A 25,343-nucleotide genomic window follows, 5' to 3' on the forward strand; every position below is an offset into this window, starting at 1 on the left:
CCCGTCCCCGACCCCTACCCGTCAACCAAAGTAGGGGCAGTCCGCAGAAGCGGCCTGAACACCCCGACCCCTACCCGTCAACCAAAGTAGGGGCAGTCCCCAGAAGCGGCCTGAACACCCCGACCCCTACCCGTCAACCAAAGTAGGGGCAGTCCCTGAGGCTCAATTGTCTGGCAATGAGAACGCCGACGCTCAAGCGAGACGTGGAAACCTTCGCTAGTCGTCCGGCGCGTCCTCCTCACGTCGTGAAGAGTGCGCGGCGGTGTCTACACCCGCCGCTAGGCTCCGGAGCAGAGAGTCACACGCGGTGGGGAGCGAGAATGTCGACGACTGTCCGTGAACTGTTCGAGCACGCTGGTGTGACCCGTTCCGGCGTCGTCCGCTGGGGAACCCGTGTGCCGCTTGAAAGACCAGGTGTGTATGTCATCTCGACCGGCGAAGACCCAGCTCGCGACGGTGGAGTCGCTGAGTGCCCGCTAAACCCCACCGCGCTCGAGCATCCCCTCCGTGTGCGCCCGGAACTTACCATCGACCACGCCGCCGCCGACGCGGGGCGACTCGCAACAAGACTGCGCGCAATGTGGCCCGCCGGCGAGAGCATCGTCTACATCGGTAAGGCCGGGACCGACACAGGGCACCGGGTGAAGCAGTTCTACGACACCAGGGCCGGCGCCAGGGGGCCGCACGCCGGCGGTTGGCCACTAAAGATGCTCGACACGGAGCTTCTCTGGGTGCACTACGGCGCAGCGGCTCGGCCGGATGATGCTGAGAAGACGATGGTCGCGCTGTTTGCCGAAGGGGTTCCCGTCGACACGCGCCGTTCGCTCGTCGACCCATCTGCGCCGTTGCCCTACGCGAACCTTGAGTACCCCGCCGGCAGGCGGAAGGCTCACGGAATCCGTGGGTCGAAGGAGCTACGAGGGAAGCCAGCTCCTCCCCGCCACCCCGCTTCTGTTCCTGCCACTTTCTCCCTCGACCCTGCTGGGTCCGACGAGCCCCTGGCCTTTGCAGCGTCGTTCGGACGCTACGTGCCGAAGAAGGATTACGGCACCTGCCCCGAGTGCTTCACCACGTTCACTGCGGCGGGCCCGTGCTCGTGTATGACATAAGCCGCCTCGCACGAAGGGTGATTCATGCGTTCACATCGACCAATCTTCGACGCTCGATGACTGCGTCGGGATGGCCAGACCGATGTAGGCCCGCTTAGCAGCACTCGCTGCCCTGTCGTGGTCAGGCGTCGACGCCGAAGGCGCGCAGCAGCGGGACTCGAGGGATCATCCGGCGCGGGCCGAGCTGGATTGTGGGGATGGTGCCGCTGTCGATGCCGAGCTTGATCGTGCGGTAGTCGACGCCGACGAGCTTGGCGGCATCCTTCATCGTCAGCGCGAGCGAGCTGTCCGTCTTGTTCATGTCCTTCTCCTTTCGGTGAGCAATGCATGTCATTGCTTGCCCACACCGTACTCCTGCCGTGAGCAAGCCGCGACACATATTGCTCAGCGCGCCAGAATCATGAAAAGCTCACGGCATGAGTGACTTGGTCGTCGAGGAGACGGACAGTGAGCGGATCAACGTCGGCGACGGCGTCAGCATCCCGAAGGCATGGGATGTGGTCGCCACCGGCGAGCCGAACGTCGCGGGCGCGATCCGCCTTCACGTGGTGTTTGACGAACAGCTGCGGCGCACCGCGGCCGCATCGGTCCGCCTCGATCGCGCGGGGGAGGGGGATGAGGTGACAGCCGCCGCGCTCCGCGATGTGCGCGTTCAGTACCTCGTCTCGCTCTCATCTATGCGCGTGGTCACTGTGACGCGTGAGGTGGGCAAGCCCGAGTCGTTCGGTGAGTACATCGCGGAGGTGAGCTCGCGTACCGATCGCACCTACCAGGAGACGGTGCTCGAGGCGGTGACGCTTTACCGGCTAGCGGCGACTGTCAACGTGCCGCCCCTCAAGCTCGTGTCCGAGCAACTCGGTGTGAGCGTCAGTACTGCGACCCGCATGATGGCTCGCGCCCGCGAAGCCGGCCTCGCCGAAGATCTGATTACGCGGGCGACGTACAACCGAATGCGAGCCGCCGAAGACGAACAGACGCGGCCGCACCAACTCCCCGGCACTCCGTCAGGCCCCTCGATGGGACGTTGACGGCAATCTGGTGCACCGAGCGTCTCCTTGGCACTTTGCACTACTTACTCCTCCAGCGGTAGCAAAGTGCACAAATCTTGCCAGCTTCTGGGAAGCGAATACGTTTTTGCCCACATCCGTTTCTCGCACCGGTCGGAGACCTGCTCCACGACAGGGAGTTTTTGCCCACGTTTTGCCCACTTTTGATTTCCAACTAGCTGTTTTCGGACGTCGCCCGATGTCGGTGAGACCTCCAAAACCCGCGTGATTACGCGGAAATTTGCTGTTCGACGGTGGCATGCAAAATGCTCAAAACGTGTTCGAGTCCCTCCAGGGGTACAGCCCTTTCGCTCTGCCGCACAGGAGCCCCGCGAACTCGAGCTGCGGCGTGCACCTCATCCTTTAGGTAAGCAGAGCCCGCCTGCCCCAACCCCTCAATAAGCCTGCTGTATCGCCGCAACAACCGCGCCCACGTCATCGTTCGCGGCGAAGACCCCGTTGATGTCCGAGGCAAAGCCCTGGTTCATGATGATCACGAACACGAGGTTGCGGCCGCTCTTGGCTTCCATGTCTCCGCCGAGCGCCTTGGTGTTGACGCGGTAGCGGCCGTTCGCGTCATCACCGCCGAGCAGCGTGCCGGTCTTGGCGAACACCTTGCCTGCGGCGCTGCTGTCCGGCTGCACGGTCGCGAGCGATCCATCGACCCCGAGGATCGGCATCGTGGCCCGCCAGAGGTCGCCGTCGGGGCGCTTCAGCATGATCGACTGCGCCTCGACCCCGTTTCGGGGAGTGACGTAGTTGCCGACCAAACCCGACCCGTCGACGAGCGAGATCCCGGTGGTGTCGAGCCCCGCATCGGTCCAGATCTTCTGCAGCTCGGTCAGACCGGCGCTGCAGTCGTCTTTGCCTGCGGCGGCCGACAGCATGCACACGTACGCCTGCGCGCCGCGGTTGTAACTGATCTTCATGACGTACTTGGCTTGCTCAGACAGCGGCAGCGAGTCGAACTCGGCCACCGAGGGCAGTGCGTCGACGTCTTCTTTCGATGGCAGCGACGCCGTCGAGTTCGCCGCGATCGGGTCGCCGCCCACGGTGACTCCGGCACGGCCGAGTGCCTCGATGAACGCCGTGCGGGCGAACGTCGCGGGGTCCTCGAGGGCGAACACCTTGAGCACCGGCTCGCTGTCGGCGGCGATCGTGCCGCCGACCGTGATCGCGCCGTCGCCCCCGTCGACCGGGTTGGTGACGGCGAAGTCGGCGCCGGCATCCACCGTCTGCACGTCGCTCACGATTCGCCAGGGCGACACCTGCGGGCTCATCTCGACCGTTGCCGGCTCGCCGGGTGCCCCGGGCGTGACGAGCACGTCGATCAGGTTCTGGTTGACCACGATCGGGCTGATCGGCTCGCCCTCGAGCGTGCCCTGGAAGAGACGATCATCGACCACGACGGTTCCGGACAGCGCATCGATCCCGGATGCCTTGACCTGAGCCGCGAGGTCGTCAAGGCCCGTCAGGGGGTCTTCGGTCGTGAGCGTGGCGCCCGGCAGCGGGTTGGCATCGTTGTGGTCGAGGTTCGTGTAGTCGACGGTGCCGTCGGCCTTCGTGCGGCCGCCGAGCGTGAAGTCGCCCTTGCCGACGAGCACGAGGTCGCCGTCGAGAGTGCCCGCCGTGACCTCGCCGGTGCTCTTGACCGGGGTCGTGATGACGTAGTCGGGCCCCCACTTGAGCCACGCCGCGCCGACGCTGTAGGTCTTCGTGAATGACGCGGGCTCGCTCATCTTGTCGCCGTCGAGGTCGAGCAGCACCTCTCCGGTGTCGAGGTCGCGCACCGACATCAACCAGCTCGCGTGGGAGTACTGCGGCTGGTTCATCACCTTGAGCGCAGCCTCGGGCACGGCGGAATCGCTCGTCGTCGATGCGGGGCTCGGGGCGCCGACGGTGCAGGCGGTCATCAGCCCACCTATGAGCACGAGAGTTACCGCGGCGGCGGTCCAACGGACGGGGGAGAGGGGCACGTGCTACTCGCTGTCTACGATGGCGGCGAGGCGTCGGAACGTCTCGTCGGCGGGGTGTACGCCGTTTTCGGCATTGGATTCGTTCGTGTACACGACGATGCTGGCGCCGCTGTCGGGGTTGTGGAAGACCGCGACGGTGAAGCCCAGTCCCTCGCCGTTGTGGCCCCACCATCCGTCGGTCTCGCCGATCCCGAGCGCGTACTGGCCGTACGGCGGGCCCGCGTCCAGCGGCGCTCCCATGAGACGCTCGGCCTGCGTCTCAGGCGAGAGCAGCGCACCCGTGGCGAGAGCTTCGACCCACGTGCGGGCGTCGTTGACCGTGCTGATGAGCGACCCGGCCGGGCCCAGGATCGAGAAGTTCTGCTCGAACGGCTCGCGCGGCTCGTCGGGGGGTCCGTAACCGAGCGGATGCGGCTCGGTCCAGGTGCTGACATCGAGGATGTACCGGGTGTCATCGAGCCCGAGCGGCGTCAGGAGCTTCTCGTCGATGACCTCGGCGTACGGCTGGCCGGTCACCTTCTCGATGACCGCGCCCAGCAGGTTGGTGTTCGCGTTCGTATAGACGTGTTTCGCGCCCGGTTCGAACTGCGCGGGCTGGCCGAGCACGAAGGCGTTGAGCTCTGCGAGCGTGAACATGCGCGTCTGGTCTTCGAGGAAGACCGTCTGGAACTCGTCCGTCGTGTAGTCGGGGTTGCCGCTGGACATGCCCGCGAGCTGGCGCAGCGTGATGCGGTCGCCGTTCGCGACATCGTCGACGTACTGGTCGAGCGTGTCATCGAGCGACACCTTGCCCTCGTCGACGAGCTGCAAGAGGAGCGTGACCGTGAACGACTTCGTCACACTGCGGATGGGCCACGACATGTCGAGTGTCGGTGCAGCGCCGCCGTCGATATCGGCCAGACCTGCGGCCGTCGTCCACGAGCCTTGACCCGGAATCCAGACGCCCACCAGAGCGCCCGGCACATCGAAATCGGTCATGCTCTCGTCGAGTGTCTTCTGCAACTCGGCCTGCAGCTCGGCCGGCAACTGCCCGTCGGCTGCAGAGGCCGAGGGGGCGGACGACGACGTCGGGGCGGTGCCCGGTGTCGCGGCGCAGCCGCCCAGTGCGACGGCCCCGGCGACGACGATGACGGTGGACAGGATGGCTGTGCGCATGCCGCGTCGGCGCGCGGGTGTGCCGAGAGCCGTGAAGCCGAACACGAGAGACCCCCCAGGTCGAAGAGGGCTCCAAGCTAGCGACTTCGGGATCACGCGCAGTAGCGACCTAGGTCCCGTTTTCGCTGACGTCCGCGAAAAACGGGCCTGGGTCTCACGTCTCGGCGGCCGCGAGGTAGAGCACGACAGCCTGCACGCGGCGGTGCGCCTCGGCATCCATCGGCAGATCCAGTGCCTGATAGATGCGCGAGACGTGCTGCACGACCGACTTCTCGGCGACGAAGAGCTTGGCGGCGATGCTGGCATTGCTGCGCCCCTCGGCCACCAGCGCGAGCACCTCTCGCTGACGCGGAGTGAGCGAGCGAAACACGGCGTCACTGCCCAGCGACCGGCCGACCATGATCTGTTTGGTGGCGAGCAGGTCGGTGCTCAGGCGTTCGCGCTCGACGGCGATGGCGACGATGCCGCCCGCCGCGGCGACGAGGCCCGCGTCGGTGATCAGGCCCGCGTCGTAGACGATGATGCCGACGACCTCACCGCGGACGACGATGTCGCTGCGCCCGCGGCGCGGGTCTGCGTGCTCGTCGATCACCCGGCCTTCGGCGTCGGCGAAGACGCCCTTCTCATCGGAGCGGAAGTACAGCTCGAGCGACGGGTCGCCGAGGGCCCGCGAGAGGGCGTCCGACAGACGATCGCCCGACACCGAGGCATCCCCGAGCCACGTGCCGAGCTCTTCGAGGCCGCCCGTGCGCGGAAAGCCGCCGCGCAGCAGCCCGAAGACGAAGGCGATCGGCACGCCCGAGACCACGACGAACTGCGACATCGCGAGCACCAGCGGGTCAACGGGCACCAGGGCGCGCACGAGCGAGAGCAGGGGAGTGAACGCCACGGCGAAGATGCTGTAGGCCAGCAGCGGCACGAGCATGCGGCGATGGATGGGCTCGGCGCGCAGAAGCCGCCCCACCAGGATCACCACGGCGGCGATCGTGACGGTCGCCCCCGCAACGGTCTGGGCGAGCTTCGTCACCTCGACGACCGTGGGGGCGTCCGCGATGGCGAGCGGCGGAAACGCACTGTTCGGGTCGAAGAGGTAGAGCGGTATCTGCAGGACGAGCGACACGACATAGGTGCACCACACCGCTACCCGCGTGGCGGGTGTCTCAAGCCGTCCGGTGGGAAAGGCGAGCACGAGATGAATCACCGCCGCCAGTGCGAGCGTGGCGAGGATCGTGCCGAGGGCCTGCAACAGCGGAACCCCGGTCGAGCCGAGGCCGCCCACCAGCACCGCCGCCCCGGTCCAGATCATGAGGGCACCCATGGCGTTGCTCGGCCGACGCTGCCAGGCGATGATTCCCGCGACGGCATATATCGCGAATCCGAGGGGTGAGATCAGGGTGACAGCGTCGTCGGGGGTGACCTGCGGCCACAGGATCGCGACGACGATGATCACGACGAAGGCGCTGAGCGCGCCGATCGCGACGAGCGCTCGATCCAGGGAGCGGGTGCTGTTCGGAAGGATCCGGGCGTGACTCATGGGGATCCTTCGGTGGTTCACAAGTTGTCTGGTCAAGGCCCCGGGCGAGCCGTGCGAGCCATTCCGTTATCGGGTCGGCCGATTCAACGCCACCACGAACGGCGCCCACGTGCGCGCGTTCTGGAACCTGCGCTCCCGGATACGGAACGGCGTCTCTGCGATATAGGTCGCCGCGGTTCCCACCCCCGGAACCATCGTGTCCAGCACACCCTGGGCGACGGGGACACCGATCGACCGAAAGACGTGCGGATCCTTCACGTACCGCTCGGCCAAGGCATCCACGGCGTCGAACGCCGCCTGAGAGATCTCGTTCGCGAGGCTGATCCCGTCGGTGACCGGTGCATCGATGGAGAGGAGGTACTGCCGGAACTCAGCGACATCGCGGCGATCGCGGATGTCCTCGAGCCCTTCGTGGTACGAACCGGACGGGCCGAGGATGTTGGGCACTTGTAGGGCCGCCAGCTGTGTCGCTGCGGCGCGCTTCGTCGCGCTGAAGTATTGGCTGTCGGCCAGCTCGCGCTCGAGCTCGTTGTTCAGCGCTTCTTGGGCTGGCGAACCCAAGATGACGTCGGTGTGACTCAGGCCGAGTTCGGCAACGACCCACAGGTCACGCAATGCGTTGTCGAGTCGCATGCCATTGCCCACGACCTCGGTCTGCCCGACATGCAGGTTTCTCGTGTGGTTGTCGATCGCGAACTCGCCCGAGGCCGGCCCGCACATCTCCGCTGAGATGTCGGCGAAGAGCTGGAAGCTGGGACTGTCCAACCACTCTGCGTCACCTGCTGCGTCGAACGCGTCGAGCGCGGTGACGGCGGCGTCGATCGACGGGGGGTCGTCGGTGAGGAAGCGGACATAGGGAAGGTCGCGCATATCCGCGGGGCAGAACTGCGGCGCCAGAAACACGAGCTCGTCGTAGCAGAGGAGCAGCCCCAGCACGTTCTCGAGAACCGGGTTGGGACTGCTGCCGTCGCGCTCATCCACCCGCGGTGCCGGATTGCGGTAGTCGTAACCGAACGGACCGGCCAGCCCGATGTATGCCGCATTCTTCGCCACCGCCGAATGCTACAGCTTCGCGCGGACCGGCTGGAAATGCCCGCCCCCGTCTACTCTTCGTCGACGTAGAGGCGGCCGTCGTCGCTGCGCACCCGCAGGACGACGAAGCCGCGGACGTCCCGCTCTGAGACGGGCACCGGGCCGCACGGACGGGCACTCCCTGTGGTCGAAGGGGTGCGCGCGGTGCCCTCGTTGTCCGAACCCTCGTCGTCCGGGGTTCCGCCGCATCCGCAGTCGTCGCCGCGTGGTTGCGTCCTGCCGTCGACCGGGCGCCCGGCGGTATGCGGCAGCGCGCGCTCGCTGCGCTCATCCACGTCTCGCTCGGTGCGCTCCTCTTCGCGCTCGCGCTCCTCCTCGCGTTCGCGTTCCCGCTCCTCGCGTTCCCGCTCGCCTTTCTGCTCCTCGCGTTCGCGCTCGCGCTCCTCTTCGCGTTCGCGTTCCCGCTCCTCGCGTTCGCGCTGCTCCCGCTCTCGCTCCTCGCGCTCGCGCTCCCGCTCGCGCTCCGGATCCGCATCCCGGCACGGCCCACACGTCCCCGTCCCCGACTCGTGCACGACGATCGAGTAGTCGTCGAGGGCATCCCACCGCGCCTTCACGACGCGCCGAGCTTCTCCGCCGCCGATCGCGACGAGTTGGCGCACGCCGAGCAGGGGGTGAGCGGCGTTGCGACCCACGAGGCGCTCGAACACCATCGTGTTGCGCTCGCTGCGTCGCCGCCACTCGTCGCGCTCGCCTTCGGGCGAGTCGATGGGCCGCACCTCGTCTGCGCTCTCGCGCGCGTGCCGGTAGTCGTCGTACACGAGCGCGATCACGCTCGCCTCATAGGCGAACGGCGAGCACCGCACTTTCAGATGCAGCGTTGTGGTGTTGTCGGCGAGATCACGCACCTCGTAGACGCGCATCTCGGCGGTGTCCGAGCCGAAGGGCGTCCACTCCGTGTCGGCGCGGGATGCCGGTGCGATCGGTCCCGTCGCCACTCCCGAGAGCGCGTCCCGCCCCTGCACGAGGATGTCATCGATGTCGGGGGCGTAGAAGATCTCGATCTCGGGCGCCGTCAGGTCGACCGCGACGACAAGCCGCTGCTGCGGCTCGACGTTCTGCGACCGGTCGACGGAGTGAAAATCGACCGCGTGCGAGCCCTCGCTCGCCACGCCGATCGGCGTCGAATACGTCATCGGCCCGACGCCGTCGAGGCGGTATTCGGTGCGCGCGACACCCGACATGTCGTCGGTCGCGGTCAGCTGCACGGCGATCGGCGTGCGGTTCCAGCCCGCCGCGTTCGGCGGAGGCGACACGATCGCGGTCGTCGTGGGAGGGGTCGTGTCTGGCGGCAGGATCTGCGCCTGCAGCTGCGGTGTGAGCTCGGGCAGCAGGAGCGACACGGTCGGAGGCTCATACCCGCCCGAGCCGATCGCCCCGCCGCGCAGCCGCAGGATCTGCCAGTCGTTGCACGGCTGCAGGGTCGTCTGCGCGCCGTCGTTGTTGGTGTCCACCGACAGGTTCACGGCGGTGGCGAGACCATCGCCGTTCCAGTCGATGGGCGCGGCGGCATCCGCCACCTGCACGAAGCCCGCGGGGGCGGTGGGGGTCGCCGGCAGCCAGCGCGACGTGGCGTACCCGGCTGAACCTGGCCCCAAACCGACCGTCTCGTTGAGTGCCATCTCGCTGAGGACCGCCAGCGCGACGCTCGAGTAGTCCAGGACGAATGCGCCGCCTCGGCGGATGCCCGACATCTGCCAGAGATAGCTCATGACGCTCGGGTAGTTCGCTTTGAAGTTCACCCCGTCACTGCCGCCGTGATCCAGGCCGAGCGCGTGACCGAGCTCGTGCATGAAGGTGCCCGCCACGTTCATGTCGGTGATCGGCGGGGCGAACGTGCCGAGGCTCACGATGAAGTCCGACCCGGGCATGTTGCGGGCGACGCCGCTGTTTCCCACCGAGCCGATCTGATGACACGCCACGGCGTAGCGGAAGATCGGACCGCGCCCTGAGGCGAGGTGCCCGCCGGCACGGCCCTTGAGCTTGTCGAAATCGGTCCAGTCGTAGTTGATGCCCGCGGCGTCCGGACTCGTCGTGCCCAGCTGCGCGACGTGCCCCACCGACGCGGCACGGCTGAGGGGCCCCCACGTCGCGCCGGTCGTCGGATTCAGGATGCTGGTGGGCCCCGCATCCACGTGCAGATTGATGCCCACAGCCCCGTTGCGTGCCACGTACGGCGCATTCGCGAACGCATCGATCACGAGCCGGATCGCAGCGTCGCTCGGGCGGTGCGAGTGGGTGGCGTCATCCATCCAGTCGAGGTGCACGAAGATGTCGGGCTTGCCGACCGTCGCACCCATCGCGGGCAGGTCGACGAACTGCGGTCCCGAGCCGTCGCCGGGGTCGATCGTCGCGCCCGAGGTCTTCCACGAATCAGGGATGCCGTCGCCCGTCGTCGACGCGTCGGCGATGACCCAGTGCGCCGTCGCGTCGTTGCCCGACCCGTCGCCGGCGCGCGCCACGGTCAGCACCTCGGGACCGGACTGGTCGAAGTTGTTGCTGCCGATGTACGGGTTGTCCCAGTGCAGGCGCACGAGACCCGTCGCTCCCGGCGTATCGAGCCGGTACCAGACCGTGCCCTCGGTTCCCGTCGCGATGCCGTCAGACTCGGCGACCCACTGGGCCGTCGTGCCGGGCTCGATCCGCGGCGGCGGCGGCGAACCCCAGATGCCGTGCTGCACGCTGTCGTGATCGAACACGAGAGCCACATCGATGTCGAGTTGGACCTTGATGGTCACGCTGCGTGCAGCCATGACTCCTCCTTGCGCGTGAAGGGCGCTGAATGCGGTCACAAGAAAAAGAGGGATGGCGGGTGGCGGCTGATACGGGCAGATGGGTCGTGGGTCAGGTGCTCACGAGCGACGGCGGGTTCAGCCTGCGCTGACGCCGCCCGGTACGGTGACCCCATGCCCTTCGCCCCCGTGCTCACCGTCGTTCTGGCGCTGCTCGCGATCTTTCAGATCGCCCTCATTGCGGGGGCGCCGCTCGGGCGCTTCGCGTGGGGCGGGCAGCGCAGGGTGCTTCCGCGTCGCCTGCGTATCGGCAGCGCCGTCTCGGTGCTCGTCTACGCCCTCATCGCCCTCATCGCGTGGGACCGGGTCGGCGTCATCCAGGTGTTCCCCGACCCGTTCAGCCAGATCGCGATGTGGGTCATCTTCGCCTACTTCGTGCTCGGCATCGCCGTGAACGGGATCTCACGCAGCAGACCCGAGCGCTACACGATGGCGCCCGTGTCGCTCGTGCTCGCGGTGATGTCGTTCCTCATCGCGATGGGATACGGCACGATGGCGATGGCGATCTGACCGGGGCTGACGCCGGGGGAGACCCACGCAGGTCAGGGCATCGGCCTCGGGGTCTTGATCAGCGCGCCGGCAGAGAGGAACGTCGCCGTCGCGGCGATGTTCACGCCGATCCACCACGGTCCGTCGAAGACGATCGGGTAGAGCGGGTTCCACACCACGGCGATCGCGAGCATCGGCAGGGCCCACCACCACTGCCCCGCCTGCACGGCGAACCAGCCGATGATCACGGCGAGGATCGCGATGATGAAGCGCGCCACGAGGTAGAGCTCCTGATCGACGAGCGCGATGCCGGCGATGCAGACGATCGAGGCCAGGATCCCCGGGGCCAGGGCGTTGCGCTGGAAGGCGGGTGATGGCGTCGGACGTGAGGACACCAGGGGCTCCGTTCGTGGGCGGGAGGGTCAGTCGACTGTACGACGGGAGGGCAGGAGTGGGCGATTCGGGCGGGCGCGGTCGTGGGCCACGCGGGGTGTCGGTCATCCGTGTGAAAATCTGGAGCGTCCGACGATGTCGCGTCGGCTGCCGGGAGGAGTGAACCGTGGACGCATTCGCCGAGCCCTCGTTTGCCGAGGTGCTGCACCATCGTGCGCAGACACTGCGCCCCGGCGAACCCCTCTCGCCGCCCGTCGTCTCGGCGAGCACGTTCGTGCTGCCGGGAGACCCCACGGGCATCCCGTACCAGTACGGACGGATGGGCTCGCCGACGTGGACGGCCCTCGAAGACGCGCTGTCGCTGCTCGAGCGCGCCGAGACGGCGATCTTTCCGTCGGGGATGGCCGCGATCGCGGCCGTGCTGCTGACGCATCTGCGTCCGGGGGACCGCGTGCTGCTCCCGAGCGACGGCTACTACACGACGCGCCTCATCGCCGACAAGTATCTCGAGACGATCGACGTCGAGGTCGAGCTGTGCGCGACGCGCGACTACGCCTCGGTCGACGTGGCGGGATTCCGGCTCGTGTTCCTCGAGACGCCCTCGAACCCTGCTCTCGACGTGTGCGACATCGCCGACATGGCGCGCCGTGTTCACGACGCGGGCGGACTCCTCGTGGTCGACAACACGACCATGACGCCTCTGGGGCAGCGTCCGCTCGATCTCGGCGCCGATGTCGTGGTGGCATCCGACACGAAGGCGGTGAACGGGCACTCCGACGCACTCCTCGGTCACGTCGCGAGCCGCGACGCCGGTGTCATGGAGCGGGTGCGCGACTGGCGCAAGATCACGGGCGGCATTCCGGGGCCGTTCGAGGCGTGGATCGTGCACCGCGGCCTCGAGACGCTCGAGGTGCGGTTCGACCGCATGTGCACGAGTGCCGCCGTGATCGCCGAGCGGCTCGTCGACGTGCCGGGCGTGGTCGAGGTGGCGTATCCCGGCCTGTCGTCGCACCCCCAGCGCGAGATCGCCGAGCGGCAGATGCTGCGGTTCGGGTCGCTCATCGGGATCACCCTCGACACCGTGGATGCCGCCGAGCGATTCATCGAGCGAGCACGTTTCGTCGTGCCGTCGACGAGCTTCGGGGGTGTGCACTCATCGGCCGAGCGCCGGGCGCGCTGGGGCGACGACGTGCCCGACGGCTTCGTGCGCCTGTCGGTCGGCTGCGAGCCGACCGAAGAGCTCTGGGCCGACATCGCGCAGGCGCTCTCGGACACCGCGACCGGTCGCTGAGCGGTGGACGCCCGCCACGACCTGCCGCGGGCGCCTCGCCGAGGTCAGGCGATGGGGAAGTTGTCGCGGAACAGCGCCGTCGGGTCGTAGCGGCGCTTGATCTCGCGTAGACGCTCGAGAGTCGCCGGAGGAAACGCCTGCGCCACGATCTCCGGGCTGACCCGGGTCTCGAAGCTCAGGTAGAGGCCGTCGAAATGCTGCGCGAGGTCGTTCCACAGCTGCTCGAACGTCGCGCTCGAGCCGATCGCGGCGACCGAGAACTCCGCGTCGCGGAACGCGTAGGCGGTGGCATCGGCGGGCACATCCGCGACCGCCCCGCCGACGGCGCGCAACTGGAACCACGGTGCCGATCCCGACCGCACGATCGCGGCGATCGCCTCGGCGCTCTCGTCGGTGATGCGGCCGAGAAGGCCCGAGCGGAACCGCGGCTCGCCCTGACCGCTGTGCGCGGCATCCGAGGCGTTGGCCATCACATCGGCGTACGACGCGAGCTGCACGGACTGCCCGACCAACGGCGCGATCTGGGCGAACGGCTGCAGTCGCTCGATGATCGTGTCGGCGTCGGGGCTGTCGACGACGCCGTACACCTGCCCGATCGGCGGCTGGCCGCCGCGCGCCGGCGCGAGGATCGCGAACAGCGTCACATCCCGCGGGGCGGCACTCATCGTGTCGGCGAAGCCGCGCACGAACGCGGCGGTATCCGAGGCGTCGAAGGTGAGCTGCACCCACCCGACGTCGCCGACGGCCGATGCCTCGAACTCGAACGACACCACGATGCCGATGTTGCCGCCCGCGCCGCGCAGCGCCCAGAACAGGTCGGGGTTCTCGCCGGCCGACGCGCGCACGACCTGCCCGTCGGCGAGCACCACCTCGGCGGCGACGAGACTGTCGATCGTCAGCCCGTGCTCGCGCCCGAGGAAGCCCACCCCGCCGGCCGTCGCGAGTCCGCCGACGCCGACACCGCCGGAATCGCCCGAGCTCAGCGCCCAGCCGTACCGCTGCAGCGCCCGGGCCACCTCCATCCACCGCGCTCCGGGGCCGATCCGCACGCGCCGGGTCTGCTCGTCGAGCACCTCGATGTCGGCGAGCGCGCGCAGATCGATCACGATGCCGCCGTCGTTCGTCGACCGCCCGCTGATGCCGTGCCCGCCGCTTCGCACACCCAACGGCAGATCCGGATGCTGCCGCGCGAAGCCCACGGCATCCACCACCTCGTCGACCGTGCGGGGGCGCAGCACGACCCCCGGCGCGCCGCCGCGCATGTACGTCGAGCGCACCGTGCGGTACGCGAAGTCGCCCGGCTCGACGGCGGTGTCCCGCAGCGAGGCGGGGATGCCGTCGTACGCGATGCCGGCGCGGCGGGCCGCGAGCGCGGTGCTCGAGCGGCCGGGAGTCGAGATTCCGGTGCGTGCGCGTTCGGCGTCGACGGCCTCGCGCACGGCGGGCGCGGTCTCGGCCGAGAAGCGCTGCAGCAGCCCCGGGTCGTCGCTGCTGACGATGAACGTCGAGACCCCGTCGTCGATGGCGAGCGCCGCGAGCTCGTCGGCCGACTCGCGCCCCGAGATGTTGAGCAGCCGCACGATCTCATCGGGGTGCCGGTCTGCCGCGGTCGCCGCTTCATCGATCCGGGCGTTCCCCGCGGCGATGTCACCGGGCTTCATATACCCGAGCGAGGGCAGCCACCCGTCGCCGAGGCGGCCGGTGAGGCGCAGCATCCGGGGTTTGTAGGCGCCGATCCAGATCGGCACGCGGTGCGCGGGCGCGGGCCCTCGCTTGGCGCCCTTCAGGGGGTAGTGCTCGCCGCCGCGCACCCCGCCGCGCGTGTCGGTGTCCCACAGTTCGCGGATCACCTCGATGCCCTCGGCCAGCGCGTCGACCGCCTCGCCGGGCGTCAGGCGGCGCGTGCCCATCGCCTCGATCGCATCCCAGAATCCGCCCGCGCCGAGCCCGAGGGCGAAGCGGCCGCCCGAGAGCAGATCGAGGGATGCCGCCGCGCGCGCCGTTACGGGAGCCGGACGCATCGGCAGGTTCAGCACGTTCGGCGCGAGCTGGATCGTCGACGTCGCCGCGGCGGCGTAGGACAGCAGCGTCCACGTGTCGAGGAACGCCGGCTGATACGGGTGGTCCTGGAACGTGACGAGGTCGAAGCCGAGCTGCTCGCTCAACTGCGCGAGCTGCACGGGCCGCTGGGGATCACCCGCGGCGGGAGTGATGAAGGTGCCGAAACGGAGAAGGTGGCCGTAGTCCATGCCAGGGGTAACAGCGCATGCGCGTGGATGCTTCCGGGGCACCGCTAGCAGGACACAAGCCGCGCCTCAAGCCCCGCGCGCGCCAGCGCAAAACCCCGCATTGTCGAAGGATGCGAGCCGAACACGACGCAGCCGCAGAAGCGGCGCCCCTGTCCGTCGCCGCGTCCGAGCGGCCCTCCCGCAACCTCTGGTCGGGCGTGCTGTTCGGTGTCGGGGCGATCGCCTTCATCGACGAGACGGTCTTTCACCAACTGCTGCACTGGCATCACTTCTACGACCGGTCGACGACCGACATCGGCCTCGTCTCGGACGGGCTCTTCCACGCCCTCAGCTGGTTCGCCACGATCGCGGGACTGTTCCTCCTCGCCGATCTGCGCCGCCGCAACGCCCTCTCGTGGCGGCGCTGGATCGGGGGAGCGCTCGTCGGCGGCGGCGCCTTCCAGCTGTACGACGGCATCGTGCAGCACAAACTGATGGGCCTTCACCAGATCAGATACGTCGACGACCTCATCGTCTATGACATCGTCTGGAACGTCACCGCCGTCATCATGATCGCCGCGGGCGTCGTGCTTGTCATCGCGACGCGACGCCGCCGCACGGCAGACGGCCGCTGACGTGCACGCGCACAGCGGCGGTGCCCTGCCCGTGCTCGACGCGCTCGTCGTGCTCGTGGGACTCGCGGCGATCCTCGCCTACGGCGCCGGGGTGGTCATCTCGCGCCGGCGGGGCCGGGCCTGGCCCTGGTCACGGTCGGTCCTGTGGATGCTGGGAGTCACCGCCGCGACCCTGTCGCTGGCGGGCCCGTTCGCGCACGCCGCGCACGGCGACGTGGTCGCGCACATGGGCGTGCACCTCGTCAGCGCGATGCTCGCCCCCGTGCTGCTCGTGCTCGGCGCCCCCGTCACCCTCGCGCTGCGCAGCCTCGCGGTGACCCCGGCCCGGCGATTGTCGCGCGTGCTCGGCTCCGCGGCGGCGCGACTCATCGCGCATCCCGTCACCGCCGGCATTCTGCTCGTGAGCGGATCGTGGCTGCTCTATGCGACACCGCTCATCGTCGTCGTGCAGCAGGTGCCGCTTCTGCACGTCTTCGTGCTCGCGCACCTCGTCGTCGTCGGATACCTCTTCACCGCGGCGGTCATCGGCCTCGATCCGCGGCCGCACCCGACGCCCCGCCCCGTCGTCGCCGTGGTTCTCGTGCTGAGCCTCGCGGCGCACAGCATCGTCGCGAAATACCTCTACGCGTACCCGCCGGCCGGGCTCGACGTCGCCGCCGTGCAGCAGGCGGCGCAGCTGATGTACTACGCCGGGGCGTGGGTCGAGGCGGTCATCGTGGTCGTGTTCTGCGCGCAGTGGTACCGCGCAGCCGGTCGCCCGCGCGGTGCGGCGCGGGTGGCGGCGCGGGTCGCCTGATCGAGTGCCGGTCTCGGTGCGGCTACCGCCTGCGGTGTCGGCGTTCTGCGGGCAGGAAGATCGCGCGACCGAGCTTGACGGCGGCCAGCCCCGCGAGCACCCACGGACCGACGACGAGGAGCGGATCCATCCAGGTGTGCTTGTAGTCGATGCGTCCCGGCGTCAGGCGCGACGCGATCGGATGCCGGCCGCGCTCGCCGGCGATGCCCGACTGGCTGATCGGTTCATCGGGATGCCGCGAGAAGAACGACCGCCCGTGCGAGAGCGCGGCATCCACTCGATCACCGAGGATGAGAAGCAGCCAATGCGCTGTCTGGCCCTCGCTGTAGCGAACGTAGGCGAAGCGGCGGATGGCGCCGGACACTCCGTGCAGCGGCTGCGCCGTGCCGAAGACCGGTGTCATTCGCTCGTGCTCGACCGAGCGCTCGCGGCCGGAGAACCCGGGCTGCTGTTCGGGCAGGTCCCAGTGCGCACCGGTCTCGATCCCCGGCTGCTCGCGCGGGAAGGCGGGCCGGTCGGCGGGATCGAGATCGGCGCCCCACCCGGGAATGCGCGCGCGCAGGTCGGTGGGGTCGGGGGTGCTGCCGGGCTTGTCTGCGGTGTACGGCATGGTGCTCCTTTCCCGGGTCACGCCACCGGCGCGATGACGGGCTTGATGATGTCGTCGAGCTTCGACGAGAAGACGTGGTAGCCCTCGGCGATCTCGTCCAGCGGAAAACGGTGCGTGATCAGGTCGCGCGGTGCGATGTGACCGGCGCGGATGTGCTCGAACAGGCGCGGCCACTGACGCTTGACGGGAGCCTGGTTCATGCGCATCGTGACGCCCTTGTTCACGGCGTCGCCCATCTTGATGGCGCTGAACAGGGGGCCATACGCCCCGATCACCGAGACCGTGCCGCCCTTGCGCACCGCGTCGATCGCCCAGTTGAGCGCGACCGGCGATCCGCCCTGCAGCTTCAGCTTGGCCGACGTGACATGCTGCAGCACGTGGCCGTCGGCCTCGGCTCCGACGGCGTCGATGACCGAATCGGCACCGAGCCCGAACGTGGCCTTCTTGAGCGTGCGCACGATGTCATCGACCTCGCCGAAGTTGATCGTCTCGGCGTACGCGAAGTCGGCCGCTTTGCGAAGACGGTAGGCGAGGTGATCGACGACGATCACCCGTCCCGCACCCATGAGCCAGCACGACCTCGCCGCCGCGAGGCCGACGGGGCCCGCGCCGAACACAACGACCGTGTCGCCCTCTACGATGTCGGCGAGCTGTGCTCCGAAGTATCCGGTCGAGAACGCGTCGGTCAGCATGAGCGCGTCCTCTGACGAGATGTCCTCGGGGATGACGCTCGGCCCGACGTCGGAGTAGGGCACGCGCACTAGCTCGGCCTGCGCGCCGTCGTACCCGCCGGCGGTGTGCGAATAGCCGTAGATGCCGCCGAGGGCCGTCGCGTTCGCGTTGACGTTGTGGCAATTCGAGAACAGGCCACGCGCGCAGAAGAAGCATGACCCGCAATAGATGTTGAACGGCACCATGACCCGGTCGCCGGGGGACAGGTTCTGCACGGACGAACCGACCGACTCGACGGTGCCGATGAACTCATGGCCGAACGTGTGGCCGATCCGGGTGTCGGGCAACATGCCGTGATAAAGATGCAGGTCGGAACCGCAGATCGCTGCGAGCTCGACCCGCACGATCGCATCGTTGGGGTGCTCGATGCCCGGATCGGGTTTTTCTTGAACCCGCAGTTTGTAGGGGCCGCGGTAGGTCATCGCCTTCATGGGTCTCCTCCCGTTTCCCCCACTCTCGCGGCCGCCGACACAGGTGCCAAAGGGGTTGCATTCGGGCGTGGGGCATGGCACCCGTGGTCAGTCGGCGGTGGCCGGTCGCGTAACGTTGAGGTGGGGAAAGTGAGGCTCGTCGCATGAAGGTTGCATCATCCGCAGACTGGCGCCAGTCGATTCCGTTCGAGTCGCCGATGCTGGTGGCTGATCTCGTACCGGGCGAGCCGACCCGCTGCTTCGAGTGCGGCCTGTCGTCCGAGCCCCGCGAGCGCACCGAGCTGTGGGCGTTCAAGCACCGGCATCCGCGCCATCACGACGGTTTCGTACGGTTCTACTGCCAGGCCCACGTGCCCGTGGTCACGCAGCCTGAGCCTGTCGCGGCGCCCGCCCGGGCCCGTGCGGCATCCCGCCCCGAGCGCACCACCGCCCCGCGCCGCACGCCCGTGGCAGACCCGAAGCCGCGCGCCATGTGCCCCTCGTGCTACGTCGAGGTGTCGGCAAAGGGTGAGTGCGGCATGTGCGGGACCTCGGTCGTATAGCCCACATCGCGCGCGGGCAAAACCCCGTGTGCCCGCGCCGTGACCGGTGGCAGGGTCGAAGCATGTCGACCAACGTCCGGATGCTGCGCTGTGAACCCGAGCACGTCTTCGACGTGCTCTCGAACGGATGGCTCTACCCCTCGTGGGTCGTCGGCGCATCGCGCATGCGCGACGTCGACGCGAGGTGGCCGCAACCCGGTTCGGAGCTGCATCACTCGTTCGGGGTCTGGCCCGCGCTCATCGACGACACGACCGTGAGCCTAGAGTGGGACCCGCCGCGGCGCGCCGTGCTGCAGGCCCGCGGCTGGCCGATCGGCGAGGCGCGCGTCGTGATCGACGTGAAGGCGCACGCCGAGGGGCGGTGCCTCGTGCGCATTCAGGAGGAAGCCGTCTCAGGCCCCGGCCGTCTCGTGCCGGCGCCCGTGCTCGATGTGCCGCTGTACTGGCGCAACCGCGAGACCCTGCACCGCCTGGCCTACCTCGCCGAGGGCCGCGCGATCACGGCCGAGCCCTCGACCGCCGAGCGCGAGGGCACCCAGGACTGAGTTCGGCCGCGGGCTCGCCCGTGGCATCCGTTGGCGCGCGTGGCATCCGTTCGTTTGCCTCAATCTGCTCGCCGGCCGGGGCTTTGGAGCATTTCGGGGCATATGAACCGGGGTATTAGTCAGGTTCGGTCGGGGTAGTTAGGCTCACGACTCACCGGCGGGGCGGTCAGGCCTGTAACGGATGCTTCGGGCGCGCCCAGCGGGCGGGAAGATCCGGGCCGTCCCACACCTGCACGACCCCCCACACGGCGGCCGCGATCGGCACGGCCAGCACGGCGCCGACGATCCCTCCGACGGCGGTGCCGACGGTCAAGGCGACCAAGATGACGAAGGCGTGCAGCTTCATCGACCGTCCCATCAGCACGGGCTGCAGGAAGTTGCCCTCGAGTTGGTTGACGAGCACGACGACACCGACGACGAACAGGGCGTTGACCCAGCCGTTCGCGACGAGGGCGACGAGGGCGGCCAGGATGCCGGCGAGCGTCGCACCGACGATGGGGATGAACGCGAGCAGGAACACGAGCACGGCCAGCGGGATCGCCAGCGGCACCTGCAGGATGAGCAGACCGATCAGGATGCCGATGGCATCGACGGCCGCGACGGTCGCCGTCCCTCGCACGTACGACCCGAGCACCGACACCGTCTTGTCGCCGATGCGGCGAGCCCGCGCGTAGCTCTCGCCGCGGAAGGGGCGCAGCAGGAACTCCCACATACGCGGGCCGTCCTTGAGGAAGAAGAACAGGATCACGACCATGAGCACGAGGCCCGTGACGAAGCTCGCGACGGCGCCGATGCCGGCGATCGCGCCCGAGCCGAACTGCGCACTCGTGACGAAGTCGCCGAGGGCGTTGAGCCACTCGTCGATCTGATCCGGCGAGAGGAACTCGAACGGCAGGGTGTTGATCCAGGAGAGCAGGCTCTGCACGCCGTCTTCGGCCTGCGCGTAGAGGTCATCCCACTGGTCGCGCACCGCCCAGACGATGAGCCAGCCGAGCAGCGACAGGATGACGACGATCGCGAGCAGGGTCAGGACGGTCGCGAGCAGCGACGGGAAGCCATGCCTCCGCATGAACTGCATGACGGGCGAGAACGCCGACGCGAGGATGAGCGCGATGACGAGGGGGATCGTCACGAGCGTCAGGGTCTGGATGACGAAGATGATGCCGGCGGCGACCGCCACCACGAGGATCACCTGCAGCGCGCGGATCGCGAGCTTGCCGAAGCCGTCGGCCCACAGGCTCCATGGCTGGCGTGACGCCTCGAGTTCGATCGAGGCATCCTCGAGGCGGATGGTTCGCGGTTCTTTCCCGAACAGTCCCATACCGGAACGGTACGCGGTGAAGGCCCGCCACGGGAACACCGCGCCGAGATGAGTCTTCGAGCCGTGCTGGAGACGACTCCCGACGCGGATGCGGCGTGCCCCGCGTCGGGAGATGCGATCAGGTCATCGTGACCAATAGAGTCGGGAATCGTGCGCGCTCTCGCGGTGCACAGGTGAGCAAAGGAGCTGTGCATGTCTCGTATCGGCATTGTCGCCGAGCGGCCGGGGGAAAACCGTGTCGCCGCGACGCCGGCGACGGTGGTGAAGCTGCGCCAATTGGGTTACGACGTCTCAGTCGAATCGGGGGCGGGCAACGCGTCGTCGTTCCCGGATTCCGCGTTCGCCGAGGCCGGCGCCGACATCGTCGACACGGCGACGGCCTGGGCCGCGCCCATCGTCTTGAAAGTCGACGCGCCGACCGAGGAGGAGATCGCGCGCCTGTCCGACGGCGCGACCCTCGTGGGTCTGCTGAGTCCGGCGCTGCGTCCCGAGCTGCGGGCCGCGCTCGCGGTGCGCGGCATCACGGCGATCGCGATGGACGCCGTGCCCCGCATCTCGCGGGCACAGTCGATGGACGTGCTCTCGTCGATGGCGAACATCGCCGGCTACCGCGCTGTCGTCGAAGCCGCGAACGAGTTCGGCCGGTTCTTCACGGGCCAGGTGACGGCCGCGGGCAAGGTGCCTCCGGCCAAGGTGCTCGTCGCCGGTGCCGGCGTCGCGGGCCTGGCGGCCGTCGGTGCGGCATCCAGCCTCGGCGCGATCGTGCGCGCGACCGACCCTCGTCCGGAGGTCGCCGACCAGGTCAAATCGATCGGAGGCGAGTACCTCAAGGTCGAGGTCGAGGTCGAGCAATCCACCGACGGCTACGCCAAGGCGACGAGCGAGGCGTACGACAGGCGCGCCGCCGAGATCTACTCGGAGCAGGCGGCCGACGTCGACATCATCATCACGACGGCGCAGATCCCGGGGCGCGCGGCGCCGCGCCTGATCACGGCGGCCGATGTCGCGACCATGCGGCCCGGCTCGGTCATCGTCGACATGGCCGCGGGGTCGGGCGGCAACGTCGAGGGGTCGGTCGCGGGGGAGCGGATCGTCACCGACAACGGCGTCATCATCCTCGGCTACACCGACCTCGCGGGGCGGCTCGCCGCTCAGGCATCCCAGCTGTACGGCACGAACCTCGTGAACCTGCTGACGCTGCTCACGCCGGGCAAGGACGGCCGGCTCACGCTGGACTTCGATGACATCGTGCAGCGCTCGGTGACCGTCGTGCGCGACGGTGTCGAGACGTGGCCGCCCCCGCCCGCGCAAGTGTCCGCCGCGCCGCCCGCGGCACAGCCCGCCGCTGTCGTCGCGCCCGCCGCCAAGCCCGTGCGCAAGGCCCCGAAGATCATCGGGTTCGCCGCCGCGGCTGTGCTGCTGTTCCTCGCCGCCGCCTTCGCGCCCCAGCCGCTGCCGCAGCACCTCACGGTGTTCGCCCTCGCGGTCGTCGTGGGCTTCTATGTGATCGGCAAGGTCGCGCACGCGCTGCACACCCCGCTCATGAGCGTCACCAACGCCATCTCGGGCATCATCATCGTCGGCGCCATGCTGCAGCTGACCACCGATGACCTGGTCGTGCAGATCCTCGCCGGCATCGGCGTGCTGGTGGCGAGTATCAACATCTTCGGCGGGTTCGCCGTGACCAGACGCATGCTGCGCATGTTCTCGAAGGGAGACGCCCGATGAACGCGGAAGCGATCGCCACCGCCGCGTATCTCGTCGCGGCGCTGCTGTTCATCCTGAGCCTCGCGGGGCTGTCCAAGCACGAGACATCCCGCGCCGGTGTGTCCTACGGCATCGTCGGCATGACCATCGCGCTCGTCGCGACGGTGTGGCTGATGTCGCAGTCGCCGAGCGACGGGATGATGACCGGCCTCATCATCATGATCATCGCGATCGCCATCGGCGCCGCGATCGGCCTGTGGCGGGCGCGCGTGGTCGAGATGACCGGCATGCCCGAGCTCATCGCGCTGCTGCACTCGTTCGTCGGTGCCGCTGCCGTGCTCGTCGGCTGGAACGGCGCGCTGTACGACGGTGATCTGACCGGCGCGCTGCGCGACATCCACCACGCCGAGGTCTTCATCGGCGTGTTCATCGGTGGCATCACGTTCACCGGGTCGATCGTCGCGTTCCTCAAGCTGTCGGGCCGCGTGTCGTCGAAGCCCCTCGTGCTGCCGGGCAAGAACATCCTCAACCTCGGCGCCCTCGTCGTGTTCGCGGGGCTCACGGTCTGGTACGTCATCACGCCGGACATCTGGCTGCTCGTCGTCGTGACGATCCTCGCCCTCGCCCTCGGCTGGCACCTGGTCGCCTCGATCGGCGGCGGCGACATGCCCGTCGTCGTGTCGATGCTCAACAGCTACTCGGGGTGGGCAGCGGCCGCAGCGGGCTTCCTGCTCAACAACGACCTGCTCATCGTGACCGGTGCCCTCGTCGGCTCGTCGGGTGCTTACCTCAGCTACATCATGTGCAAGGCGATGAACCGGTCGTTCTTCTCGGTCATCGCCGGCGGCTTCGGCATCGAAGCGCCCCGCTCGGGCGATGAGGACCACGGCGAGCACCGTGAGATCGATGCCGCCTCGGTGGCCGCCATGCTCACGGGCGCGTCGTCGGTGGTCATCGTGCCCGGCTACGGCATGGCCGTCGCGCAGGCGCAGTACCCCGTCGCCGACCTCGCGCGTCGCCTGCGGGAACGCGGCGTCGACGTGAAATTCGGCATCCACCCCGTCGCGGGACGCCTGCCCGGCCACATGAACGTGCTGCTGGCCGAAGCGAAGGTGCCGTACGACATCGTCCTCGAGATGGACGAGATCAACGACGACCTCGCGCGTACCGACGTCGTGCTCGTGATCGGTGCGAACGACACCGTCAACCCCGCCGCGGCCGAAGACCCGGGCTCGCCGATCGCCGGCATGCCCGTTGTACGCGTGTGGGAGGCCGAGAACGTCGTCGTGTTCAAGCGCTCGATGGCCTCGGGCTATGCCGGCGTGCAGAATCCGCTGTTCTACCGCGAGAACGCGCAGATGCTCTTCGGCGACGCGAAGGTTCGGGTCGAGGACATCCTCCGCGACTTCTGACCGGGGGAGTGTCGACAACTCCGGATAAAAGCGACTCCCGACGGCGTGTAGCCGTCGGGAGTCGCTCTTCTTCCTGAGTTATCGACGCGTCAGTGGGCTGCCTCGTAGGCCTCGATGACAGAAGCCGGCACGCGGCCCCGTTCGGAGACGCTGTAGCCGTTGTCTTTCGCCCAGGCCCGGATGCCGCTGTAATCGGTCTGCCCCGAGCGGCGGCGGGTGCGCCCGGAGTTTCCGCCGGTCGTGGTCGAGCCGCGCGACGTCGAGATGCGGCGGCCGGCGGTGATGAACCGCTCGAGAGAGTCGCGCAGCGCGCGCGCATTCTCGGCGGTGAGGTCCACTTCGTAGGCGACGCCGTCGAGCGAGAAGAGCACGGTTTCGCCCTCACCCACATCGAGGACGGTGCCGTCCAGGTCGTCGACCAGCTGATGCACAATTCTTCGAGCCATGACTGAACGATACGCCGATATCGGTCCGTCCACTATTCCCTCACTGCAGCGCGACAATTCATCGGAAAAGGCGGGGAATTCCGTTCAGGGAAGAAGCCCGGCGTGCCGCGCTTTCGCCACGGCGGCGTGGCGACTCGACGCGTCGAGTTTTGCCATCGCCGATTGCAGATACGACTTCACGGTGACTTCTTTGAGGCCGAGGGTCTCGGCGATCTCGGCATTGCGTGAGCCCAGAGCAGCGCACGCGAGCACGTCGGTCTCGCGCGGTGAGAGGCGCACATCGAGCGCCGCGGGAGCTTCGGGGGTCTCGGTCGACAGGGCGGCGAGGCGTCGCTCGACCTGCTCGAGCCGGTCGCGCAGCGCGGCATCCTGCACCGAGGAGGCGATCGTGCGCAGTTCGGCGTAGCTGTGTCGCAGCTCTTCTCTCGCCGAGCCGCTCAGCGCGCCTGCCGGCGGATTCGGGACCACCAGCGACAGCCGTCGCTCGACCTCTTCGCGCACGCGCAGCTCGGTGGCGAGCTCGTTGGCGACCTCGAACGCCGATGCCGTGCCGAAGGAGCCGACGGGGGATTCGGCCCACGAGCCGCAGTACAGCACGCCGCGCGCGCGGTCGCCGACGATCACGGGCACGGCGAACAGCGTCGCGATGCCCTCACCGAGCACGGCTCGGTCGTAGTCATGCGTGATGCCGCGCGACGAGCGGTAGTCCAGGGCCAGGCGCGCGCGCCGCTCGACGAGCGCGCGGCCACCGAGGCCCCGACCCGCCTCGACGACGAGCCCGTCGAGGGCGCGAGTACGGGCGCCCGTGATCGCTGAGACGTGCACCGCGCCATCTCGTTCGAAGCCGCCGAAGGCGACCGGGAATCGTGTGCGGCGCGACAGCTGATCGACCGCACGTCGCACGAGCTGCGCGTCGGCGTCGATGGCCGTCTGAGCTGCTCCCACCAACTACCTACTTCCGGGGGTACGGCCTCGTCGCCGCATTTCGTAGCGTCGACCCTACCACCGGGCAGGATCGCACCTGTCTGACCGGAAAAGGACGCGATGACGCGTCACGACCA

At 68.6% G+C, this 25,343-nt stretch carries 23 protein-coding genes; 10 read left to right on the forward strand and 13 right to left on the reverse strand.

Features of this window, described 5'->3' with window-relative positions; genetic code table 11:
• Nucleotides 1-320 precede the first annotated feature (320 nt).
• Nucleotides 321-1,109, forward strand: coding sequence for a hypothetical protein (locus AC25YV_RS12140; RefSeq protein ID WP_488124114.1), 789 nt, complete (start codon nt 321-323; stop codon nt 1,107-1,109).
• A 121-nt stretch (nt 1,110-1,230) separates the two neighbouring features.
• Here the strand turns inward: AC25YV_RS12140 and AC25YV_RS12145 are convergent, their stop codons facing one another.
• On the reverse strand, nt 1,231-1,410 hold the full coding sequence (locus tag AC25YV_RS12145) for a helix-turn-helix domain-containing protein (protein ID WP_488124115.1): 180 nt from the start codon (nt 1,408-1,410) through the stop codon (nt 1,231-1,233).
• A gap of 115 nt (nt 1,411-1,525) precedes the next feature.
• On the opposite strand from AC25YV_RS12145, the gene AC25YV_RS12150 reads away from it, so the two are divergent.
• Nucleotides 1,526-2,137: a hypothetical protein gene (locus AC25YV_RS12150; protein WP_488124116.1), complete on the forward strand. Its 612-nt coding sequence runs from the start codon at nt 1,526-1,528 to the stop codon at nt 2,135-2,137.
• 413 nt (nt 2,138-2,550) lie between these two features.
• Here AC25YV_RS12150 and dacB read toward each other — a convergent pair whose 3' ends face one another.
• The 5 genes from dacB to AC25YV_RS12175 form a co-directional block, all read right to left on the reverse strand.
• Nucleotides 2,551-4,068, reverse strand: coding sequence for a D-alanyl-D-alanine carboxypeptidase/D-alanyl-D-alanine endopeptidase (dacB, locus tag AC25YV_RS12155; protein WP_488124117.1), 1,518 nt, complete (start codon nt 4,066-4,068; stop codon nt 2,551-2,553).
• Nucleotides 4,069-4,134: 66 nt separating this feature from the next.
• Nucleotides 4,135-5,331 (reverse strand): serine hydrolase domain-containing protein, encoded by a 1,197-nt coding sequence (locus AC25YV_RS12160; protein WP_488124118.1) that lies wholly within the window; start codon nt 5,329-5,331, stop codon nt 4,135-4,137.
• 109 nt (nt 5,332-5,440) lie between these two features.
• The gene (locus AC25YV_RS12165; protein WP_488124119.1) at nt 5,441-6,820 is read right to left on the reverse strand and encodes a helix-turn-helix transcriptional regulator; all 1,380 of its coding nucleotides are present in this window, start codon (nt 6,818-6,820) and stop codon (nt 5,441-5,443) included.
• Nucleotides 6,821-6,886: 66 nt separating this feature from the next.
• Nucleotides 6,887-7,873: a hypothetical protein gene (locus tag AC25YV_RS12170; RefSeq protein WP_488124120.1), complete on the reverse strand. Its 987-nt coding sequence runs from the start codon at nt 7,871-7,873 to the stop codon at nt 6,887-6,889.
• A 50-nt stretch (nt 7,874-7,923) separates the two neighbouring features.
• On the reverse strand, nt 7,924-10,665 hold the full coding sequence (locus tag AC25YV_RS12175) for an OmpL47-type beta-barrel domain-containing protein (protein WP_488124121.1): 2,742 nt from the start codon (nt 10,663-10,665) through the stop codon (nt 7,924-7,926).
• A 153-nt stretch (nt 10,666-10,818) separates the two neighbouring features.
• On the opposite strand from AC25YV_RS12175, the gene AC25YV_RS12180 reads away from it, so the two are divergent.
• Nucleotides 10,819-11,214: a hypothetical protein gene (locus tag AC25YV_RS12180; RefSeq protein WP_488124122.1), complete on the forward strand. Its 396-nt coding sequence runs from the start codon at nt 10,819-10,821 to the stop codon at nt 11,212-11,214.
• A 32-nt stretch (nt 11,215-11,246) separates the two neighbouring features.
• Here AC25YV_RS12180 and AC25YV_RS12185 read toward each other — a convergent pair whose 3' ends face one another.
• The gene (locus tag AC25YV_RS12185) at nt 11,247-11,588 is read right to left on the reverse strand and encodes a DUF6804 family protein (RefSeq protein WP_488124123.1); all 342 of its coding nucleotides are present in this window, start codon (nt 11,586-11,588) and stop codon (nt 11,247-11,249) included.
• 164 nt (nt 11,589-11,752) lie between these two features.
• Between AC25YV_RS12185 and AC25YV_RS12190 the strand changes: the two genes are divergently transcribed.
• A complete protein-coding gene (locus AC25YV_RS12190) occupies nt 11,753-12,877 on the forward strand; it encodes a cystathionine gamma-lyase (protein WP_488124124.1) in 1,125 nt (374 codons plus the stop codon).
• 44 nt (nt 12,878-12,921) lie between these two features.
• Here the strand turns inward: AC25YV_RS12190 and AC25YV_RS12195 are convergent, their stop codons facing one another.
• Nucleotides 12,922-15,126, reverse strand: coding sequence for an LLM class flavin-dependent oxidoreductase (locus AC25YV_RS12195; protein ID WP_488124125.1), 2,205 nt, complete (start codon nt 15,124-15,126; stop codon nt 12,922-12,924).
• 110 nt (nt 15,127-15,236) lie between these two features.
• Here AC25YV_RS12195 and AC25YV_RS12200 point away from each other — a divergent pair, with 110 nt between their 5' ends.
• Together AC25YV_RS12200 and AC25YV_RS12205 are read left to right on the forward strand one after the other, a co-directional pair.
• On the forward strand, nt 15,237-15,740 hold the full coding sequence (locus AC25YV_RS12200; protein ID WP_488124126.1) for a DUF2243 domain-containing protein: 504 nt from the start codon (nt 15,237-15,239) through the stop codon (nt 15,738-15,740).
• Nucleotides 15,697-16,536 (forward strand): cytochrome c oxidase assembly protein, encoded by an 840-nt coding sequence (locus AC25YV_RS12205; RefSeq protein WP_488124127.1) that lies wholly within the window; start codon nt 15,697-15,699, stop codon nt 16,534-16,536. Before AC25YV_RS12200 ends, AC25YV_RS12205 begins: the two co-directional genes overlap by 44 nt.
• 22 nt (nt 16,537-16,558) lie before the next feature.
• Here the strand turns inward: AC25YV_RS12205 and AC25YV_RS12210 are convergent, their stop codons facing one another.
• The gene (locus AC25YV_RS12210; RefSeq protein ID WP_488124128.1) at nt 16,559-17,146 is read right to left on the reverse strand and encodes a hypothetical protein; all 588 of its coding nucleotides are present in this window, start codon (nt 17,144-17,146) and stop codon (nt 16,559-16,561) included.
• Nucleotides 17,147-17,163: 17 nt separating this feature from the next.
• On the reverse strand, nt 17,164-18,309 hold the full coding sequence (locus AC25YV_RS12215; RefSeq protein WP_488124129.1) for a zinc-dependent alcohol dehydrogenase: 1,146 nt from the start codon (nt 18,307-18,309) through the stop codon (nt 17,164-17,166).
• 143 nt (nt 18,310-18,452) lie between these two features.
• Between AC25YV_RS12215 and AC25YV_RS12220 the strand changes: the two genes are divergently transcribed.
• Both AC25YV_RS12220 and AC25YV_RS12225 read left to right on the forward strand, forming a co-directional pair.
• A complete protein-coding gene (locus tag AC25YV_RS12220; RefSeq protein ID WP_488124130.1) occupies nt 18,453-18,851 on the forward strand; it encodes a glucose-6-phosphate dehydrogenase in 399 nt (132 codons plus the stop codon).
• A 62-nt stretch (nt 18,852-18,913) separates the two neighbouring features.
• Nucleotides 18,914-19,396: an SRPBCC family protein gene (locus AC25YV_RS12225; protein WP_488124131.1), complete on the forward strand. Its 483-nt coding sequence runs from the start codon at nt 18,914-18,916 to the stop codon at nt 19,394-19,396.
• Between the two features lie 166 nt (nt 19,397-19,562).
• Here the strand turns inward: AC25YV_RS12225 and AC25YV_RS12230 are convergent, their stop codons facing one another.
• Nucleotides 19,563-20,717: an AI-2E family transporter gene (locus AC25YV_RS12230; RefSeq protein ID WP_488124132.1), complete on the reverse strand. Its 1,155-nt coding sequence runs from the start codon at nt 20,715-20,717 to the stop codon at nt 19,563-19,565.
• Nucleotides 20,718-20,909: 192 nt separating this feature from the next.
• Here AC25YV_RS12230 and AC25YV_RS12235 point away from each other — a divergent pair, with 192 nt between their 5' ends.
• Nucleotides 20,910-22,445: a Re/Si-specific NAD(P)(+) transhydrogenase subunit alpha gene (locus AC25YV_RS12235; protein WP_488124133.1), complete on the forward strand. Its 1,536-nt coding sequence runs from the start codon at nt 20,910-20,912 to the stop codon at nt 22,443-22,445.
• On the forward strand, nt 22,442-23,836 hold the full coding sequence (gene pntB, locus AC25YV_RS12240; RefSeq protein ID WP_488124134.1) for a Re/Si-specific NAD(P)(+) transhydrogenase subunit beta: 1,395 nt from the start codon (nt 22,442-22,444) through the stop codon (nt 23,834-23,836). Before AC25YV_RS12235 ends, pntB begins: the two co-directional genes overlap by 4 nt.
• Before the next feature lie 89 nt (nt 23,837-23,925).
• Here the strand turns inward: pntB and AC25YV_RS12245 are convergent, their stop codons facing one another.
• Both AC25YV_RS12245 and AC25YV_RS12250 read right to left on the reverse strand, forming a co-directional pair.
• Complete coding sequence (locus tag AC25YV_RS12245) at nt 23,926-24,282, reverse strand: histone-like nucleoid-structuring protein Lsr2 (protein WP_488124135.1); 357 nt, start codon at nt 24,280-24,282, stop codon at nt 23,926-23,928.
• An 84-nt stretch (nt 24,283-24,366) separates the two neighbouring features.
• Entirely contained in the window at nt 24,367-25,227 is an 861-nt protein-coding gene (locus tag AC25YV_RS12250) for a LuxR C-terminal-related transcriptional regulator (RefSeq protein WP_488124136.1), read from the reverse strand.
• Between the last annotated feature and the right edge of the window lie 116 nt (nt 25,228-25,343).

This window comes from Microbacterium sp. Y832 (assembly GCF_057669765.1).